This is a genomic window from Amycolatopsis melonis, assembly GCF_040064235.1.
In the GTDB taxonomy this organism is placed as follows: Bacteria; Actinomycetota; Actinomycetes; order Mycobacteriales; family Pseudonocardiaceae; genus Amycolatopsis; species Amycolatopsis melonis.
In genome coordinates this window covers 364,840-382,705 of record NZ_JBDZYD010000001.1, presented here as the reverse complement: position 1 = coordinate 382,705, position 17,866 = coordinate 364,840, and the positions used below count along the sequence as shown (strand labels likewise).

The window sequence follows — 17,866 nt, the reverse complement described above, 5'->3', positions numbered from 1 at the left end:
GGTGATGCCATCATGGCGGGACGGAGGGGGGTGCCCGTGGGGTGTGTGGTGGCGCTCGTCGTGGTCGTCGTGCTGCTCGCCGCGGCGGCGGACTCCGACGTCGACAACGCGGCAACCGGCGTGTTCAACGTCGGCGTCTGGGTTGCGCTGATCGCCGGCGGCTTCTGGCTGTGGTCGAAGTACGAGGCGAAAAGTACCGAGCAGAAGCGGATCACCGAGGCGAAGGCCCGCGACGCGGTCCACGCCGAGGTCGCGGACTGGCGCCGGGCGACCGAACAGGCCGAGCGGGAGAAGCAACCCGGCCGTCCGGAGCCGCTGGACCCGCCGGTCGCGGCCGGCCGCGGGCCGCGGACAGCCGAGCGGGCCCGGCGGCGGCTCCGGGAGGCCGTGGCCGGGCTCGCGGCGAGCGTCGCGGCCGAAGCCCGCGCGCACGCCGACGCACTGGGCTCCGATCCCGCCCGGTGGTGCCGTCCGGGCCGGTTCCGGGAACGGGGCAGCCACGAGTGGGGCCCGGTCCGGGACGGCACCCGGCTGACCCGCGGCGCGTTCGGCCGGGTCCTCGGCATCCTGGCCTGGGCGGAGGCCCGCCAAAGACTGCTGTCGGGCGTCCACGACGACGCGGCGCGGCTGCTCACCGACACGATCGGCCCGCTCCGGGACACGCTCGGCGAGTTCCGCAGCACCCACCGGTGGGTCGGTGACGGGCTGGAGGTCCCGGTGCTCCCGAAGGACCGCTGGCCGGCCTTCGTCGCCGACCTGCACGCGGCGCTGACCTCGCTCGCTGCCGGTCTCCCGGCGCTCGCGCCGCCGGAGCCGCCACCCGTGCACCGCCCCGGCGAGGCCAGGCTCCGCGAGGACGTCTCGGCCGAGGCGATGACCGCCCACCTCGACGCGTTCCTGGCCCGGGCCACGGCCCAGCGCGACGCGGCACTGGCGGGCGAGTGGCCGGGCCCGTTCGGCCATGACTGGCGGCTCGACGGCGGCGTCCTCGACGGGTTCGTCACGCGCGAGATCCGCGACCGGCTCGCGAAGGCGACCCCGGGCTTCGAAGCCGTGGCCCGGTGGAGCGCGAGCGACCTCGCCCCGGCCGCGCACGCCCGGATCTACCTGTCCTATGTGGACATAGCACTCGGTTATCTGACGGAGGTACGCGCAGCGATGGACAAGTACGCCCAGGATTCCGGCAGGCAGCCGGGCGACCGGATCACCGTGGTCGTCGGCCGCAACGACGGCAACGTGAACATCAAGAGCTCGATCGGCAGCATCACGACCACCCTGGCCCCGGTCACCGAGCGCGGCGACACGGACCTGGCGGACGCGATCCGCGCACTCGGCGAGGCGGTCCGCCGCGACCCGGACCTGACCGACAGCCGGCGCCAGGAGGTCCTGCACCACGTGGAGGACCTGGCGGAGGCGGCGGCCGACCCGGCCAACGAGCGCAACCGCAGCCGGGCAAAGGCAGGCTGGGCGGCGGTCGTCGAGGCAGCCAAGGGCGCGGCGCAGCTCGCCCAGACCGTGAACACCTGCCACGAGGTACTCGGCAAGCTGTTCTGACTCCCGGAGCGGGCAACCCCGACCGCGACCGGCTCCCGCACTGCAAGCGGCTCCGGCGCGGCGGCCGGCTCCCGGCAGCTCCCAGCGACCCCGTTGGGCCCGGCAAGCTGTTCCGGCTGACGCCCGGAGCGGGCGGCCGCGCTCCCGGCAGCAGTCGGCTTCCGGCGCGGTGCTCGGCGGCCCCGACCGCGCCCGCCGCCTCCCGGCAGCTCCCGGTCGGCGGTCCGCTCCGGCAGCTCCGGCAGCTCCGAAAACTGTCGCCCCTCCCCGGTAGCGTGGAAAACGGGGGCTGCTCAGTCAGGCGACCAGCCCCGCTCCAGGCGTTCGAAGATCTCCTCCGCCGCCCGCCGGGGATCGTCCGCGGCCGCGATCAGCTCACGGGATGCCAGTGCGAACCGGGCCAGTGCCGCGCAGGCCACGTCGTCCTGCGGGGCGCCGGTCTCCTCGGCGATCGCCCGGGCCAGCGCCGTCTCGTGGCGCATCCACATCCGGCCCGCGTACTCGCGGAGGGCCGGGGTGCTTTCGGTCAGCCGGAGGAACTCCTCGTCCGGCACTTCCGCCACGTCCAGCAGGATGTGCTCGCGCAGCGCCGCCACGATCGTCCGGCCCGGTGGCCGGTCGCGGACCGCCGCCACCAGTGCCGCCTCGATGTCGGGCTCCTGGTCGAACACCAGGGCTTCCTTGCTGGGGAAGTGCTTGAACAACGTCGTCACCGAGACGTCCGCCGCGTCCGCGATCTCCTTCACCCCGACCTGGTCGTAGCCGCGTTCGAGGAACAGCTCGAGGGCCGCGTCGGCGAGGGCCTTGCGTGTCTGCGCCTTCTTGCGCTCGCGGCGTCCGGTCACTTCCGTCATGCCGCAAGCTTAACCCACTCCAAAAGTGTAGTCATTGCACACTCGTAGTCACTGTGCTTTTCTGAGGACATGACCTCACCCCGTATCGCCATCGCCGGCGCCGGTCTCGGCGGCCTGGCCTGCGCCCGCGTCCTCCAGCTCCACGGCGTCGACGTCACCGTCTTCGAACAGGAACCCGCCGCCGGCGCCCGTCCCCAGGGCGGCAGCCTCGACATGCACGCCGACACCGGCCAGGCCGCCCTGCGCACCGCCGGTCTCCACGACGAGTTCCGCGCCCTCGCCCGGCCCGAGGGCCAGCAGATGCGGGCCGTCGATCCCCTCACCTGCGAAGTGATCCTCGACGAGATCCCCGAGGACGGCGCCGAGTTCCGGCCCGAGATCGACCGCGGCGACCTGCGCGGTCTCCTGCTCGGCTCGCTCACTCCCGGGACCGTCCACTGGGGACGGTCGGTCGCGGACGTCACCGAGGGCCCGCGGATCATCTTCGGCGACGGCACGACCGAGGAGTTCGACCTGGTCGTCGGCGCCGACGGCGCGTGGTCGCGCGTCCGCCGCGCGCTCACCGGCGTCCGGCCCGGCTACAGCGGGGTCACGTTCGCCGAGTTCGGCCTCGACGACGCCGACCGCCGCCACCCGGCGCTGGCCGCGCTCACCGGCCAGGGCACGATGATGGCGAAGAGGGGCCGCCGGGCACTCTGCGCGCAGCGCAACAGCAACGGCCACATCCGCTGCTACGCCATCTACTACGCCGCCGAGGACGAGCGCCCCGGCCTGCTCGAGCGCTACGCCGGCTGGCACCCGGACCTGCTGGCGTTCCTGCACGAGCACGACGGCGAGATCACGCACCGGCCGTTGTTCGTCCTGCCCGTCCCGCACGCCTGGACGCACACGCCCGGCCTGACCCTGCTCGGCGACGCCGCGCACCTGATGCCGCCGCTCGGCGTCGGCGCGAACCTCGCCCTGCTCGACGGCACCGAGCTGGCCACCGCGATCGCCACCGCCCCGGCACTCGACGACGGCGTCCTCGCGTACGAAGCCGGGATGCTCCCGCGGTCGATCGAGACGGCGAAAGGGTGCGCCGAAGGTCTGCACCACCTGCTGAGCGACGACCACCCGGCAGGCCGCGACGCCGCGGCGTAGGAGCCGCGGCCGTTCTTCCCGCGACAGGCCGGGATGGGGCACGATGAGCCGGTGCGATCAGCACCCGTCGCCTCGGTAGCACTCTGCCCGTTCCCCACCCCCGAACGGAGCAACTTCCTGCGGAATCCGGACGCCGGTACTCCGGAAACGCGGGAAACTAACCGTCGCCCCACCCGACCTCGTTAGCATCCGCACATTTGTGCGCTGCTGCGCGTCCCGATCGGGCCCTGAGCACCTCTCACCAACAAGTCCACAAGACGAATGGGGTCGCCAGCGATGAGTACAGAGGGACTCTCGATTCCCGGCATCTCGATCACCGGCTCGGGGCCGTCGGCCGCCGAGCGGGTCCGGAAACGCAGCCTGAGCCTGTTCGGCTCCGTGCCGCGCCCCGCTGTGGTCGCGTTCGCCATCGAGGCGGCCGCGGTCATCCTGGCCGTGCTCGACGTCTGGCTGGTCATCCCCGAGAAGGCCCAGCCGTACTCGATCTACCTGTCCGGCGCCGCCTGCCTCGCCGTGGTCTTCCGCCGGAAGTTCCCGTTCCTCGCCGTGCTCGTCGCGGTCCCCGGCTTCCTGGCCGGCTGGGCGCAGCTCGCGTCGATGATCACCCTCGGCATGCTCGCCACCCGCCGTCAGCTGCACTGGCAGACGTGGGTCGGCGCCGCGCTCGTGTGGACGTGCCGGTTCGTGCAGTGGCCACTGGAGGACTTCGCCGAGCTGAGCTGGCGCGAGCACATCCTCGACGGCATCTACGGCGTCCTCGTCGCCGGCATGCCGATCGCGATCGGGCTGCTCATCGGCGCCCGGACCGAACTGGCGAACAAGCTCGCCGAGCTGGCCACCAGCCGCGACCGCGAGCGCCGCTTCCACGCCGACGCCGTCCGCGCCGAGGAACGTGCCCGGCTGGCCCGCGAGATGCACGACGTCGTGTCCCACCAGATCACGCTGATCGCGATGCAGGCCGGCGCGCTGCAGGCCCAGACGACCGACGACCGCGCCCAAGAGACGGCGCAGGTCATCCGCACGCTGTCGAAGCGGACGCTGGAGGAGCTGCGGTCGCTGCTGAGCGTGCTGCGCGCGGGCCCGGACGACGACGGCCCGCGCCCCGGCATCAACGACCTCGACCGGCTGATCCGGACGTCGGAGGTCCCGGTCCACCTGTCGGTGGAGCACCTGCCGGAGGCCCTGCCGAACCAGGTGTCGGCGGCGGCGTACCGCACGGTCCAGGAGTGCCTGACGAACGTCCACAAGCACGCCCCTGGCGCGACGGCGACCATCCGTATCCAGGGTGAGCACGGGGCGCTCAAGATCGAGGTCCGCAACGAGCGGGCCCGCCGCCCGGCCGAAGGCCTCCCGTCGGGCGGCCACGGTCTGACCGGCCTCGCCGAGCGAGCCCGCCTGCTCGGCGGCAGCTTCGAGACGTCGGACACCGAGGACGGCGGCTTCCGCGTCCGGGCCCGCTACCCCCTGGACCGCTGACCCTGCCTGAGCAGCCCCGATTTCCAGCCTACCGGCGGGGACCGACAGTTCCGGCCGGGCCCGCTCGTGCCGTGCGCAAGGGTCGACACGCGTGATCAGAGGGTCGACACGACCTCTGGCGCCGTGTCGTCCCTTCCATCACGCGTGTCGTCCGTCTGATCACGCGTGTCGTCCGTTCCGTCACGCGTGGGGGCGGTTCGAGCGCGCGCGAAAGCCACCCTGAGGGAGTCCGCTTCCCTCGGGGTGGCTTTCGGTGGATCCGTCTAGAGGATTTCCCGGCGCTTGCGCAGGCGGTCGAGCGCCTCCGCCAGGATGGCCTCGCCGTCGGCGTCGCTGCGCCGCTCCTTCACGTAGGCCAGGTGCGTCTTGTACGGCTCGGTCCGCGGCGCGGCCGGCGGGTTCTTCTCGTCCTGCCCACCCGGGAGCCCGCAGCGGGGGCAGTCCCACTCGTCGGGAATTTCCGCGTCGAGCGCGAAGGACGGCCGGGCCTCGTGCCCGTTGGCACACCAGTAGGAGATCCGGCGCCGCGGCGCCGACTCCCCCCGTTCCGATTCGCCCGTAGGACCGGCACCCACCCGGGTGCCCCGAATCGCGTTACCGCCAACCATGAATCCTCACACCTAGGAATCGGCGGCGCGCCCCCCAATAGGCACGCCGAATCGCTGCGCCCCACCGGCCGACCCGGTCGCGGTCGCGGCGGGACGCCGGACGCGTCACACCTTGAGCAGCAGACCCAGGCCCACGATGCTGATCAGCCAGACCGCGCCCAGCAGGAGGGTGATCCGGTCGAGGTTCTTCTCGGCCACGCTCGACCCGGCCAGGCTCGACTGCATCCCGCCGCCGAACAGCGACGAAAGGCCACCGCCGCGACCGCGGTGCAGCAGCACGGCGACGACCAGCAGGACGCTGGAGACGATCAACAGGATTTGCAGGAACAGCTTCATGTCATCCTCTGGGCTCTAGGAGAATGCAGGGGTACGGCATGGTCGTTTCCGACCTCCACCGTACCCCTGGACTCGTCCACTGCTGTGTGACGGACCGGATACACAGGTTACCCGGTCGTGGCCTCGATCAGGGCAGCGGCCCGCCCGCGGCGAGCGCACAGAGTTTCGTGAACTCCTCGCCGTCGAGGCTCGCTCCGCCGACCAGGGCACCGTCGATGTTGTCGCAGGCCACCAGCTCGCCGATGTTGCCCGACTTCACCGATCCCCCATAGAGCACCCGGACGGACGAAGCGACCTCGTCGCCGTACTTCTCCTGGAGGGTGGCGCGGATGGCCTTGCAGACCTCTTCGGCGTCCGAGGAGGACGCGACCTTGCCCGTGCCGATCGCCCAGACCGGCTCGTACGCGACCACCACGTCCTTGACCTGCTCGGCCTTGAGGCCCTTCAGGCCCTCGATCAGCTGCGTCGTGGTGTGGTGGATGTGCTCGCCGGCCTCGCGGACCTCGAGCTTCTCCCCGATGCAGAGGATCGGCGTGATGCCGTGCTTGAGCGCGGCCTTGACCTTCTTGTTGACCAGCTCGTCGGTCTCGCCGTGGTACTCGCGGCGCTCCGAGTGCCCGACGGTGACGAAGCTGCAGCCCAGCTTGGCCAGCATCGGACCCGACACGTCCCCGGTGTAGGCACCGGAGTCGTGCGGCGAGAGGTCCTGCGCGCCGTAGGTGAGCGACAGCTTGTCGCCGTCGACCAGGGTCTGCACGCTGCGGATGTCGGTGAACGGCGGCAGCACCGCCACGTCGACCTTCGCGTAGTACTTCTCCGGCAGCGCGAAGGCGATCTTCTGCACCAGCGCGATCGCCTCGAGGTGGTTCTGGTTCATCTTCCAGTTGCCGGCGATGAACGGCTTGCGTGCCACTAGTTCTGTCCCTCCAGGGCGGTCACGCCCGGCAGTTCCTTGCCTTCGAGGTACTCGAGCGAGGCACCGCCGCCGGTGGAGATGTGCGAGAAGCCGTCCTCGGGCAGGCCCAGCTGCCGCACCGCGGCCGCCGAGTCGCCGCCGCCGACCACGGTGAACGCGTCGCTCTTGACGAGCGCCTCGGCCACCGCGCGGGTGCCGCCGGAGAACGCCTCGAACTCGAACACGCCCATCGGGCCGTTCCAGAACACCGTCGCCGCGTCGGCCAGCTTGCCCGCGAACAGCTCGCGGCTGCGCGGGCCGATGTCGAGACCCTGGCGGTCGGCCGGGATCGCGGTGGCGTCGACGGCTTCGTGCTCGGCGTCGGCCGAGAACCCGGTCGCGGCCAGCACGTCGACCGGCAGGACCAGTTCGACGCCGCGCTTCTCGGCCTCGGCGAGGAAGCCCTTGACCTGGTCGAGCTGGTCCTCCTGCAGCAGCGACTGGCCGACCTCGTGCCCCTGGGCCTTGAGGAACGTGTATGCCATGCCGCCGCCGACGATCAGCCGGTCGACCTTGGTCAGCAGGTTCGCGATGACGCCGAGCTTGTCGGACACCTTCGCGCCGCCGAGCACGACCACGTAGGGCCGCTTGACGTCGTCGGTCAGCTTCTTCAGCACGTCCAGCTCGGCCAGCACCAGGCCGCCCGCGTACGCCGGGAGCACCGAGGCGACCTCGTAGACCGAGGCCTGCTTGCGGTGCACGACGCCGAAGCCGTCGGAGACGAACGCGCCGCCCGGGACGAGCGCGCCCAGCTCGGCGGCCAGCTCGGCACGGTCCGCGGCGTCCTTGCTGGTCTCGCGCGCGTCGAAGCGCACGTTCTCCAGCAGGACCACGCTGCCGCCGTCCAGGCCGGACGTCAGCGCCTTGGCGGACTCGCCGACCAGGTCACCGGCCAGCGCGACCTCGGCGCCGAGCAGCTCCGAAAGCCGCTTGGCGACCGGCGCGAGCGTGTACTTCGGGTCCGGCTCGCCCTTCGGGCGGCCGAGGTGCGCGGTGACGACGACCTTGGCGCCCGCGTCGGCGAGCTTCTTGATCGTCGGCAGCGCGGCGCGGACCCGGCCGTCGTCGGTGATGCGGTCCCCGTCGAGCGGGACGTTCAGGTCGGAACGCACGAGTACGTACCGGCCCTGAACGCCCTCGCCCAGCAGGTCGTCGAGGTTCTTGACGCTCATCGGGCTCAGGCGAGCTTCGAACCGACGAGCTTGACCAGGTCGGCGAGGCGGTTGGAGTAGCCCCACTCGTTGTCGTACCAGCCGACGACCTTGACCTGGTTGCCGATGACCTTGGTCAGCGGCGCGTCGTAGATGCAGGACGCCGGGTCGGTGACGATGTCGGCCGAGACGATCGGGTCGTCCGAGTAGCGCAGGATGCCGGCCAGCGGGCCCTCGGCGGCGGCCTTGTAGGCGGCGTTGATCTCCTCGACGGTGGCGGTCTTGGACAGCGTCACGGTGAGGTCGGTGGCCGAGCCGGTCGGGACCGGCACGCGCAGCGCGTAGCCGTCCAGCTTGCCCTGCAGCTCCGGCAGCACCAGGCCGATGGCCTTCGCGGCACCGGTCGAAGTCGGCACGACGCTCAGCGCGGCGGCGCGGGCGCGGCGCAGGTCCTTGTGCGGCGCGTCCTGCAGGTTCTGGTCCTGCGTGTAGGCGTGGACCGTGGTCATCAGGCCCTGCTCGATGCCGAAGGCGTCGTTGAGGACCTTGGCCAGCGGGCCGAGGCAGTTGGTGGTGCAGGAGGCGTTCGAGATGATGACCTGCGAGCCGTCGTACTTGTCGTCGTTGACGCCGAGGACGACGGTCAGGTCCTCGCCCTTGGCGGGCGCGGAGATGATGACCTTCTTGGCCCCACCGGCGATGTGCGCCTTGGCGGCGTCGGCGTTGGTGAAGAAGCCGGTCGACTCGAGGACGACGTCGACACCCAGGTCGCCCCAGGGCAGGTTGGCCGGGTCGCGCTCGGCGAGGGCCTTGATGGTCTTGCCGTCGACGACGATGCCCTCGTCGCTGACGCTGACCTCACCCGGGAACCGGCCCAGGATGGAGTCGTACTTCAGCAGGTGGGCCATCGTGGCGACGTCGCCGAGGTCGTTGAACGCGACGACCTCGATGTCGTGGCCGCTGGCCTGCACGGCGCGGAAGAAGTTGCGGCCGATGCGGCCGAAGCCGTTGACACCTACGCGAACGGTCACTGCTGCCACTCCTTTGAGGGTCGGCCGGCACTCCCGGCCGTGACTTGCGGGCTCGCGGCCACCCTAGCGTGCGGGCATGCGCGACCCTGACTGCCCTGACGAGACTTCCACCACTTGGCGAACGGGTCAAGAATCGATTAAGAAGCGGGGCTGCTACCGGGGGTGTCCTGCGGGTGGACCACGGCCGCGGGGCGGAGTGGGGAGGAAGGGGCGCCGGGACCGGTTCCGGCTGGGAGTGCGGGGTGCGACGGGGCTCCGGTGAGGGCTTGTGGTGGGCTGGGAATCCGGGCTTGACCGATTCAGGGTGTGGCGGGCTTCCGGCGGTGCGGCGGCGGGCTCGGGACGGCGGGCGTGAGGTCGGTGACTCGACCGATCCAGGGCAGGGTGCGCCCGCCCGGGTGGGGTGGGCGACCCGGAAGAGTGGGTGGGGTCGGAACCGTTGGTGTGACGGCGGTGGCCCGACCGATCCAGGCCGCGATTCCGGGCCCCGATGCGCCGCCGAGGCGGCCCCGGCGATGTCCTTGATCGCCTGTCCGGCCGCCAGGCCGGAGGTTCCGGGCGCGGCAATGCACCCAATGTGGCCTTCGGTGCGTCCAGCGCACCCAAGGCGGCCTTCGGTGCATCCAACGCACCGGAGCGAACGGTGTCTTGAATGACTCATTCAGGTCTTCGGAGGTCCTGAATGAGTCATTCAAGACACCGGAGCCCGGAACGAGCCGCCAGTCAGCGGGCCAGCTCGCGCTCCAGCGGGGTCCGGAACCGGGGCGTCACCCTCACCTCCCCGAACCACTCCGCGCACCTCTCCGCCTCCGCCTCCACCAGGGCACGAGTCTCCGCGCCCACGTCCTCCAGCAGGCGGTAGGCGATCTCGCCCGAGCCGCGCTGGGCCCAGCCGCCCACTATGCGGCCCGAGGCCCAGATCGTCGGGCCGATGTTGCCGCTGCGGTCGAACAACGCCTCCCGGTGGGGGCCCAGGAACCAGTCGCGGTCCTGCCAGCCCATCGGGGTCGGGTCCAAGGCCGGGAGGAACGCCACCCACGGCGCTGCCTCCGGTACCGGCTCGAGGTCGTCCGCCAGTGCCACGCCCGGCATCCCGTCGAGGTCGACCTCCACGGGAGACACGGCCGCCAGTGCCTTCTTCGTCTGGCCTGCCGTCCAGCCCGTCCACCACCTCAGATCCGACACCGGGGCCGGGCCGTACGCGCGCAGCCATCGCCGGGCCAGCTCTGCCCTGGCCTCGTCGGCGTCCCAGGCCCGCAGGCCGCCCGGGATCCACTCGTCCAGCGGATGCCAGACGTACTGGCTGCTCAGCCAGCTTCCCCGCGGCCGCCCGCGCGCTATCCGGCCGCTCGCCGCCAACAGGAACAGCACCCGGCTCGTCACGTTGCCGATCGCTTCGTACGGCTTGCCTGTCGCCATCAGCAGCTGCTGGCGCAACCGGGGCTCGTCCTCGCTCAGCTGCTGTGCCGTCGCCGAACCGCGGGCCCGCAGTGCCGCCTCGGCCGACGCCTCGACCTCCTTCAGCCATGCCGACGGCTCCGGCACGTTCTCCGGGTACCCCTGCTGCCCGAGGTGCTGCTCCAGCAGTTTCCGCTGCTTGACCTCGATGTCCGCCGAGCAGCCCGCCTGGACCAGCGCCGCCGTCTCCACGTCCGTCACGAACACCGTGCGGCGCATGCCGAGCAGCCGCAGCAGCGTGCGCTCTTCGTAGAGCGCCCGCTCGACCGCAGGCACGGCCGGGGCGGCGAGGCGGGCGCACGCCGAGAGGTGGACGGTCGCCGGGTCGGTGGCGTGCAGCGCGACGACCCCGGCGACGGCGTCGGTCACTGTGGCCGCGGGCGCGGCCAGGTGATGACGCGCCGCGAGCCGGGCCCGGCGCTGGTCGGTGCTGATCTTCGGAGGCACCCGCTGTTCCTACCACCCGGCACCGACAAAAACGGCTGGCCGCCCGGCGGCGGGCGGGGCTAGCCTCGGGAAATGGTCTCCGGCACGCACTTGGCGGCCTTCGCCGCGCTGACGTTCCTCATGATCGTGGTCCCCGGGCCGAGCGTGCTGTTCACCATCAGCCGCGCGCTCACCGTCGGACGGCGGGACGCCCTGCTCACCGTCGCCGGCAACGCCATGGGCGTGTACACGCAGGTCGTCGCGGTCGCGTTCGGGCTCGGCGCACTGGTGACGACGTCGGCGGCGGTGTTCACCGCGATCAAGATCGCCGGCGCGCTCTACCTGGTGTACCTGGGGATCCAGGCCGTGCGGCACCGACGGCGGCTGCGCGACGCGATGGCCACGCAGGTGCGTGCGACGCCGGGCCGTGTGCTTTCCGTGCTGCGGGTCGGGTTCGTCGTCGGCTTCGCGAACCCGAAGTCGATCGTGTTCCTGGCGGCGCTGCTGCCCCAGTTCGTCGATCCGGCGGCCGGGCCGGTGCCCGCCCAGATGCTGCTGCTCGGGCTGTGCCTGCCGGTCATCGCGCTGGCCACCGACAGCGCGTGGGCGCTCGTCGCCGGCACCGCACGGGCCTGGTTCGCCCGCTCCCCGAAGCGCCTGGAACTGCTCGGCGGCTCCGGCGGCCTGGTGATGATCGGCCTCGGCACCTCACTGGCGTTCACGGGTCGGAGCGACTGAACACCAGGTCCAGCAGTCCCGGGAAGGCCTCGTCGAACTCCGGGCGGCGCAGGCGGTTCAGCCGCCGCGGGCCTTCGTCGCGCTGCTCGATCAGTCCCGCCGCGCGCAGGACCGCGAAGTGGTGACTGCGGGTCGCCTTGGCCACCGGCAGGTCGAACGTGCCGCACGCCTTCGTCCACTCCGGCACCGCGGCCAGCTCGCGCAGGATCTCGCGGCGCACCGGATCGGCGACCGCCGCGAGCGCGTCCTGCAGGCTGACCTCGGCCGGGTTCACGTGCGTCAGCCCGCGGGCTCGTGCACTGTTCGATGATTGTCGTACACTCATCTGGTCGACCTCCATCGAACACTCTAGAAGGAGCGCCATGCCCCGGCACCTCGACGTCTCGTTCGGCCCCGACGCCCGCAACCGGCTCGACGAAGCCGCGAAACCCGGCCGCGACGGCGCACTGGCCGCCCTCGAATCCTTCTACTATGCCTTCAACCAGCGCGACCTCGACGTGTTCCGCCGGGTCTGGACGACCGATCCCCTGGCCCAGCTGAACAACCCGCTCGGCGGGATCCTGCGCGGCGGCGAAGCGATCACCGAGCTGTACGACCGCGTCTTCCACGGCCCGGCCCGCGTCACGGTCACCTTCGGCGACATCGTCGAGTACTCCGGTGACGGCCACGCGGTCTTCGCCGGCCGCGAGACCGGCGAGTACCGCGTGACCGAGACCGTTCCGCTGAGCATCCGCACGACGCGCTTCTTCGCCTACGAAGACGGCCGCTGGCTCCAGGTCCACCACCACGGCAGCATCGACGACGCCGACGCGCTCGCCGCCTACCAGGCCGCGATCCGCGGCTAGCCCAGCGCCTTCACCAGCTCCGGCCACCACTCGCGCGGCAGGTCTTCCAGCGGGACGACGACCTGGTCGGCGCCCGCGGCCCGGAACTCGCGCAGCCGCGTCACCACGGTGTCGAAGTCACCCCACACCGTCAGGCCGTCGACCAGCCGGTCCGACAAGTCGGCGATGTCCGTGTCGGTGAAGCCCATGCGGCGGAAGTTGGCCACGTAACCCGGAACTCCGGCGAGGAACTTCAGCGAGCCGCCGCGCACGACCTCCCGCATCGCGGCGGCGCCGGTCTCCGCGACGACGTTCAGCGCCACCACCAGCTGCGGGCCGGGGCCGAGGAGTTCCCGCGCCGACGCGACGTAGTCGGTCGTCACCAGGTACGGGTACGCGCCGGACGCCCGGTCCCTGGCCAGTTCCAGCATTTTCGGGCCCAGCGCCGACAGGATCCGCGACGGCGCGGGCACGGTCGGGTCGATCTCGTCGAGGTAGGCGTTGAGCGTGGCCAGCGGCCGCGGGCCGTGCGCCCCGCCGAGGCCGACGACGAACCGCCCGGCGGGCAGGTCCGCGTAGGCCGCGGCCACCTCGGCCGAGGGCACCCGGTCGACCGAGAGGATCCCGCTCGCCACCTGGATCCGGTTCGTGCCGTGCAGCAGCTCGGTGATCCGCGGCAGGGTGTTGCCCTGCCCGCCGGCGATCCAGAGCGTGGCGTAGCCCAGTTCCTCGAGTTCGGCCGCGGTCGCCACCGCGGACGGCGGCTCGGCGGTCTCCAGTGCGGTGTGGCCGGCCCCCAGCGGCCCCAGTTTCGTCATGCGCCGGAGAACCCCGGCCGGGCCGGAGTTGTTCCGGTTCAGGCGGTTTGTTCGTCCTGAGCGGAATCTTCGGCGGGCCGGGTGAACATCCGCGTCGCCGACAGCCGCGCGACGCCGTCGGGTTCGCCAAGGTCCTCCAGCGAGTTGCGGATCGTCGCGTCCACCGACAGGTACTTCCGGCCCGCCCGCAGGTCCGCGTCGTTGCGCAGCCGCACGATCAGCGGGAACTCCGACAGCGCGCCCGCGTCGAACAGGCCCGTCGTGTAGATCAGCTGCACGCCCAGTGCCTCGGCCACCGCCCGCTGCAGTTCCAGCAGGTAGCCCGCCGACGCGCGGCCGATCGGGTTGTCCAGGAACAGCACGCCCGAGTGGCGGCTGCGGACCTTGCCGCGGTTGTTGGCCCGCAGCGCCGCCAGCGTGCAGTACAGGATGATCGCCGCCGTCAGCTGCTGGCCGCCGGAGAACACGTCGCGAATCTCCGAGACGCGCTGGCGTTCGGTCCGCAGCACCGAGTCCGGCTTGAGCATGTCGACGCGGAACCCCTTCGGCGCCGCGGCCCGGACTCCGCGCAGCACCAGGGAAAGCCCGTCGCGCTTGACGTCGCGGCCGTCCGCGGTCTTGCCCGCCGCCGCTTCGTCGACGACCTCGCCGAGCTTCTCCGCCAGCGCGTTGTCCTCCAGCTCGGTGAAGCGGATGCGGAGGAACTCCTGCCCGGACCAGTCGCCGAGGCCGTCCGGCAGCCGGGACACGCGCTGCGCCGAGCGCAACGTCCGCAGCGCGCCGTCGACCATGCCCTGCAGGCGGGTGATGATGCCGCCGCGGTGCCGGTCGATCTGGGCCAGGTCGTCGGTCAGCGAGCGCAGCCGCGGCCGCAGTGCCTCGGCCCACTCGGCCGCGTGCGCGGGCAGCTGGTCGCGCTTGACCGAGATGACCTGCTGGCGCACCGGCGTGCTCAGCTTCTCGAACCGCTTCTCCGTCGCGTACTGGGCGAGCTGGTCGGCGGCCGCGCGCACCCGCCGGTCGCCCGCGTCGGCGGCTTCCTGGGCCTGGCTCAGCGTGGCGTTCAGCCGCGCGTGCTGGGCGCGGGCGGTCTCGACGTCGCCGTCGTAGGCCACCGCGTCGGTGCCGGTCACCAGGTGCGCCATCGACTCGGCCAGCAGCGCGAACCCGGACGCGGAGTTCTTCGCCGACTCCAGCGTCGCTTCCGCCGCGGCCCGGCGTTCCTGCAGCTCTTCCCACTTCCGCGCCGCCGCCGACGCCTCCAGCCCGGCCGCGTCGATCAGTTCCAGGCCGTGCTCGATGTCGCGCGGCTTCTCCGTGGCGGCCCCGGACTGCATCGGCAGCGCGTCCAGCTCGGCGCGCCGCGTCGAGACGAGCCCGATCGCCTCGGTGCGCTCGTCCTCCAGGCCGTCGACGACACGGCGGGCCCGCGCCAGCGCCGCCGCGCGGGCGGAGGCGTCGGAGCCGTCGGGCGTCTCCAGCAGTTCCGCCGCCCGCGCCCGGACGGCTTCGTCGAGTGCCTCCAGCGCCGAGCCCGCCGCGGCTTCGGCCGCTTCGGCCTGTTCCAGCTCGCTGCGCAGGTCGCTGCCGACCTCGACCTTCGCGTAGGCCTCGGACGCCGACGCGTACGTCCGGCGCAGTGCGTCGACGGGTTCGCCGGGCGCGGGTCCCTCGGCCGCGTCGGCCGCGCCGGGCACCTCGGCCAGCTCGGCCCGCGCGGTGGTCGCCGTCCGGCGGTGGCCGTCGGCGGTGCGCTGCTCCTCCCCCGCCTGCTCGCGCAGCCGCGCGGCCTTGCCCGCGGCGTCGGCGGCCTGCAGGTCCGCGCGCTCGGCGATCTCGTTGGCCCGCTCGGCTTCTTCAGTCCACTCGGCGATCCGGGCGCTGCGGGCACCCAGCTCGCCGAGCCGCCGCGCCTTCTCCTCGGCTTCGGCCGCGGCCGCGCGCAGTTCGGGGACGCGCTCGCGCAGCGACGCCGCTTTTTCGCTCAACCGGGCGAATTCCGCCTCCGCCTGCTCCAGCGCGGTGCGGGCGGTCTCCCGCGCGGTCCGGGCCGCCTGGGCCTGTTCGGCCAGCGTCGCGATGGCGCCGGGCGGGTAGTCCTCGCGCCAGGTGGTGAGCTTCCACGTCAGCGCGCCGTCGGCGGACAGCTTGGCGGCCAGCGCCTCCAGCCGCCGCTGCCGCTCGGTGTGCCGTCGCGCCACGGCTTCCCGCTCGGCGTCGGCGGCTTCTTCGTCGTACATCGCGGGGTTCGGCGGCACGAGGAACTCGACCCCGGGCGCGGCGGGCACGTCGGCCTGCAGCGCTTCGGTGGTGCCGACGGCGATGATCGCGCTCGGCAGCAGCCGCCGCTTCGTCAGGACCTCGCGGGCGCGGTCGGCGTGCGCGGCGTCGTTGAGCAGGACGCCGGAAACCAGCTGCGGCAGGCTTTCCAGCACTTCGGCGCGGCGTGAAGCGTCCAGTTTGGACAGATAACGCCAGCCCGACCACGCGGTGATCCCGGCTTCCTCCAGTGCGTCGAGCGCGGCCTGGACGTCCTCGGGCGGCGGCAGCAGCCCGCCGGACCCCAGCGCGGCCAGTGCCCGCTCGTCGGCGGACTCCTCCATCCGCAGCGCGGTCTGCTCCTTCTCCACGGCCGCGCTCGCCTCGCGCAGCCGTTCCAGCAGCACCGGAAGGTCGCTTTCGAGATGGACGTCGTCCGCGCCGAGCAGCTCGACCAGGCGGCTTTCCGCGGCGAGGGCGTCGGTGCGGCGGTGGGCCCGGTCGAGGTCCTCGGTGGCGCGCTCGAAGCGGTCCTGGGTGGTGCCCGCGAGCTGGTGAGCCTCGTTCACGGCCCGTTGCGCCGCCTGGAGGTCCGCGGCGACGCGGTCGAGTTCCTGCTCGCGCCGGGTCAGCTCGGCGGTCGCCTGCTCGGCCGCGGCCCGCGCCGCTCGCGACGCCTCGGCGACGTCGGTGCCCGAAGGCAGCAGCCCCGCGCGGACCGCGGCCTGGATCTCCTCGCGCAGCTCGGTGATCCGCGTGCTCAGGCCGCGTGCCTCGGCGCGCCGGGCGGCCGCGAGGTTCGCGGCCTCGTCGCGTTCGGTCTGCGCCTTCTCGGCTTCGGCCCGCAACGCGCCCGCGTGCGCTTCGGCCTTGTCGGCCTGACGCTGGGCGTCCTGCGCCAGCGCGTGCAATCCGCGAGCCAGCGCAGCCGCCGCGTCGTTGCGCGCTTTCAAGGCCGGGCGTGCCTTCTCTTCGCGGCTGCCGACGAGTTCGCGCAGGTCCTTCGCCTTGCGCGCCGCGTTCAAGGAGTTGAGCACGGTCGCGGTCTCACGCCAGGCTTCGGCCTCGGTCTTCGCCTCGGCCAGCTCGGCGTCGACGCGCTTGCGGACCTCCTGCGCTTCGTCCAGGCGCAGCACCGCGACCAGGCGGCGCAGTTCCGTGACGGCCGTGGCGAGCCGCCGGTGGTCGCCCTCGGCGAGCTTCTCCGCGGTCTTGACCTCGGCGACGTGCTCTTCGAGCCCCGACAGCCGCGCGTTCTCCAGCTCGTTGCGCGCGACGACGCGCCCGGCCAGCTCGGCCATGTCGGCCTTGGCCGCTTCGGCGATCTTCCGCGACTCGGCGGCAACGCCCTCTTCGGCGGCGAGCGGGCCCAGCAGGTCCAGCGCGCCCGCCACGAAGTCGCGTTCGGCCAGCAGGTCCCCGCGCTGGGCGAGGTTGTGCGCGTAGGTCGCGACGACCTCGGCGAGGTCCTTCGGTTCCTCTTCGGAGATCACCGCGCGCAGCAGGAACTCGACGAACGCGTCGTCGGTGCCGAAGGCGAACGCGTCCGCCGCCTCGCCTTCGCCGGCGTTCATCGCGCGCTGGTAGCGGAACAGCTCGGTGTCGAGGCCGAGGCCGTCGAGGCGGCCGGTCCACTCGTGGTGACGGCGGGTCCAGAACAGTTCCAGCTCCGGCTCGGCCAGCTGGGCGGCGGTCAGCTTGTCGTGGAAGCCGGACATGGTGAGCAGCCGGCCGTCCTGGGTCATCGGCAGCGAGTCCAGGCCCAGCGCCGAGGTCGGCCGGAAGCAGTACCAGGAGTCGACGAGGTTCTCCGAGTCGGCGGACACGACGTGCCCGCGCCATTCGGAGACCTTGCCGGTGATGATCCGGTGGCCGCTCTCGACGTGCAGCCACTCCAGCACGACGTGCGAGACGTCCTTGGCGGCGACGAACTTCTCGAGCACCTTCGTGCTGGTGGTGCCGACGACCTGGCGGCGGCCGGGCAGCATCACCGAGAAGATCAGCTTGATGAGCACCGACTTGCCGCCGCCGTTTTCGAGGAACAGCACGCTGGCCGGCGACGGGCGGCGCAGCTCGGCCGGGCCGGTCGCGTGGATGCCCGCGCTGAACAGGGCGTCCTGCTTCGGCGCGGTGATCCGGGCGCCGACGCCGCTGAAGTCCAGCACGACGTCCTGGTAGCGGGCACCCGCCGGGCCCACCGAATGCAGGCGGACCCGCGAAAGCTCGTACATCGATTCC

Annotated in this window: 15 protein-coding genes; 5 read left to right on the top strand and 10 right to left on the bottom strand. The window is 72.4% G+C overall.

The features are described 5' to 3' along the window. Nucleotides 1–48 precede the first annotated feature (48 nt). On the top strand, nucleotides 49–1,554 hold the full coding sequence (locus ABJI51_RS01775; protein WP_348947085.1) for a hypothetical protein: 1,506 nt from the start codon (nucleotides 49–51) through the stop codon (nucleotides 1,552–1,554). A 293-nt stretch (nucleotides 1,555–1,847) separates the two neighbouring features. On the opposite strand, the gene ABJI51_RS01770 is transcribed toward ABJI51_RS01775, so the two are convergent. After that, nucleotides 1,848–2,408: a TetR/AcrR family transcriptional regulator gene (locus tag ABJI51_RS01770; protein WP_348947083.1), complete on the bottom strand. Its 561-nt coding sequence runs from the start codon at nucleotides 2,406–2,408 to the stop codon at nucleotides 1,848–1,850. A gap of 69 nt (nucleotides 2,409–2,477) precedes the next feature. Between ABJI51_RS01770 and ABJI51_RS01765 the strand changes: the two genes are divergently transcribed. Both ABJI51_RS01765 and ABJI51_RS01760 read left to right on the top strand, forming a co-directional pair. Further along, the gene (locus tag ABJI51_RS01765; protein ID WP_348947082.1) at nucleotides 2,478–3,548 is read left to right on the top strand and encodes an FAD-dependent oxidoreductase; all 1,071 of its coding nucleotides are present in this window, start codon (nucleotides 2,478–2,480) and stop codon (nucleotides 3,546–3,548) included. Nucleotides 3,549–3,824: 276 nt separating this feature from the next. Further along, the gene (locus ABJI51_RS01760) at nucleotides 3,825–5,024 is read left to right on the top strand and encodes a sensor histidine kinase (RefSeq protein WP_348947081.1); all 1,200 of its coding nucleotides are present in this window, start codon (nucleotides 3,825–3,827) and stop codon (nucleotides 5,022–5,024) included. A gap of 263 nt (nucleotides 5,025–5,287) precedes the next feature. On the opposite strand, the gene ABJI51_RS01755 is transcribed toward ABJI51_RS01760, so the two are convergent. The 6 genes from ABJI51_RS01755 to ABJI51_RS01730 all read right to left on the bottom strand — a co-directional run bounded on the left by ABJI51_RS01755 (nucleotide 5,288) and on the right by ABJI51_RS01730 (nucleotide 11,010). Then, nucleotides 5,288–5,632 (bottom strand): RNA polymerase-binding protein RbpA, encoded by a 345-nt coding sequence (locus ABJI51_RS01755; RefSeq protein WP_043788280.1) that lies wholly within the window; start codon nucleotides 5,630–5,632, stop codon nucleotides 5,288–5,290. A 105-nt stretch (nucleotides 5,633–5,737) separates the two neighbouring features. Then, the gene (gene secG, locus ABJI51_RS01750; protein ID WP_003071471.1) at nucleotides 5,738–5,968 is read right to left on the bottom strand and encodes a preprotein translocase subunit SecG; all 231 of its coding nucleotides are present in this window, start codon (nucleotides 5,966–5,968) and stop codon (nucleotides 5,738–5,740) included. 127 nt (nucleotides 5,969–6,095) lie between these two features. Beyond that, entirely contained in the window at nucleotides 6,096–6,881 is a 786-nt protein-coding gene (gene tpiA, locus ABJI51_RS01745; RefSeq protein WP_348947080.1) for a triose-phosphate isomerase, read from the bottom strand. After that, nucleotides 6,881–8,095 (bottom strand): phosphoglycerate kinase, encoded by a 1,215-nt coding sequence (locus tag ABJI51_RS01740; RefSeq protein ID WP_348947079.1) that lies wholly within the window; start codon nucleotides 8,093–8,095, stop codon nucleotides 6,881–6,883. The genes tpiA and ABJI51_RS01740 overlap by 1 nt, the downstream gene beginning before the upstream one ends. A 5-nt stretch (nucleotides 8,096–8,100) precedes the next feature. Further along, on the bottom strand, nucleotides 8,101–9,105 hold the full coding sequence (gap, locus tag ABJI51_RS01735) for a type I glyceraldehyde-3-phosphate dehydrogenase (protein ID WP_348947078.1): 1,005 nt from the start codon (nucleotides 9,103–9,105) through the stop codon (nucleotides 8,101–8,103). A 723-nt stretch (nucleotides 9,106–9,828) separates the two neighbouring features. Further along, the gene (locus ABJI51_RS01730) at nucleotides 9,829–11,010 is read right to left on the bottom strand and encodes a winged helix DNA-binding domain-containing protein (protein ID WP_348947077.1); all 1,182 of its coding nucleotides are present in this window, start codon (nucleotides 11,008–11,010) and stop codon (nucleotides 9,829–9,831) included. Between the two features lie 72 nt (nucleotides 11,011–11,082). Between ABJI51_RS01730 and ABJI51_RS01725 the strand changes: the two genes are divergently transcribed. Then, entirely contained in the window at nucleotides 11,083–11,727 is a 645-nt protein-coding gene (locus tag ABJI51_RS01725; RefSeq protein WP_348947076.1) for a LysE family translocator, read from the top strand. On the opposite strand, the gene ABJI51_RS01720 is transcribed toward ABJI51_RS01725, so the two are convergent. Further along, a complete protein-coding gene (locus ABJI51_RS01720) occupies nucleotides 11,708–12,052 on the bottom strand; it encodes an ArsR/SmtB family transcription factor (RefSeq protein ID WP_348947075.1) in 345 nt (114 codons plus the stop codon). The genes ABJI51_RS01725 and ABJI51_RS01720 overlap by 20 nt on opposite strands. A gap of 37 nt (nucleotides 12,053–12,089) precedes the next feature. On the opposite strand from ABJI51_RS01720, the gene ABJI51_RS01715 reads away from it, so the two are divergent. After that, nucleotides 12,090–12,572, top strand: a complete 483-nt coding sequence (locus ABJI51_RS01715) for a YybH family protein (RefSeq protein ID WP_348947074.1) — start codon at nucleotides 12,090–12,092, stop codon at nucleotides 12,570–12,572. On the opposite strand, the gene ABJI51_RS01710 is transcribed toward ABJI51_RS01715, so the two are convergent. Further along, nucleotides 12,569–13,369 carry a TIGR03620 family F420-dependent LLM class oxidoreductase gene (locus tag ABJI51_RS01710; RefSeq protein ID WP_348947073.1) on the bottom strand — a complete coding sequence of 267 codons (801 nt, stop codon included), beginning with the start codon at nucleotides 13,367–13,369 and terminating at the stop codon, nucleotides 12,569–12,571. The genes ABJI51_RS01715 and ABJI51_RS01710 overlap by 4 nt on opposite strands. Before the next feature lie 38 nt (nucleotides 13,370–13,407). Further along, nucleotides 13,408–17,859, bottom strand: coding sequence for a coiled-coil domain-containing protein (locus ABJI51_RS01705; protein ID WP_348947072.1), 4,452 nt, complete (start codon nucleotides 17,857–17,859; stop codon nucleotides 13,408–13,410). Nucleotides 17,860–17,866: the final 7 nt, after the last annotated feature.

Bases quoted from the DNA above. Each gene is read 5' to 3' on its own strand.
- ABJI51_RS01725 (WP_348947076.1), top strand. From the start codon at position 11,083: ATGGTCTCCGGCACGCACTTGGCGGCCTTCGCCGCGCTGACGTTCCTC.
- secG (WP_003071471.1), bottom strand. From the start codon at position 5,968: ATGAAGCTGTTCCTGCAAATCCTGTTGATCGTCTCCAGCGTCCTGCTG.
- ABJI51_RS01715 (WP_348947074.1), top strand. From the start codon at position 12,090: ATGCCCCGGCACCTCGACGTCTCGTTCGGCCCCGACGCCCGCAACCGG.
- ABJI51_RS01765 (WP_348947082.1), top strand. From the start codon at position 2,478: ATGACCTCACCCCGTATCGCCATCGCCGGCGCCGGTCTCGGCGGCCTG.
- ABJI51_RS01770 (WP_348947083.1), bottom strand. From the start codon at position 2,408: ATGACGGAAGTGACCGGACGCCGCGAGCGCAAGAAGGCGCAGACACGC.
- ABJI51_RS01740 (WP_348947079.1), bottom strand. From the start codon at position 8,095: ATGAGCGTCAAGAACCTCGACGACCTGCTGGGCGAGGGCGTTCAGGGC.
- ABJI51_RS01720 (WP_348947075.1), bottom strand. From the start codon at position 12,052: ATGAGTGTACGACAATCATCGAACAGTGCACGAGCCCGCGGGCTGACG.
- ABJI51_RS01705 (WP_348947072.1), bottom strand. From the start codon at position 17,859: ATGTACGAGCTTTCGCGGGTCCGCCTGCATTCGGTGGGCCCGGCGGGT.
- ABJI51_RS01710 (WP_348947073.1), bottom strand. From the start codon at position 13,369: ATGACGAAACTGGGGCCGCTGGGGGCCGGCCACACCGCACTGGAGACC.
- ABJI51_RS01755 (WP_043788280.1), bottom strand. From the start codon at position 5,632: ATGGTTGGCGGTAACGCGATTCGGGGCACCCGGGTGGGTGCCGGTCCT.
- ABJI51_RS01760 (WP_348947081.1), top strand. From the start codon at position 3,825: ATGAGTACAGAGGGACTCTCGATTCCCGGCATCTCGATCACCGGCTCG.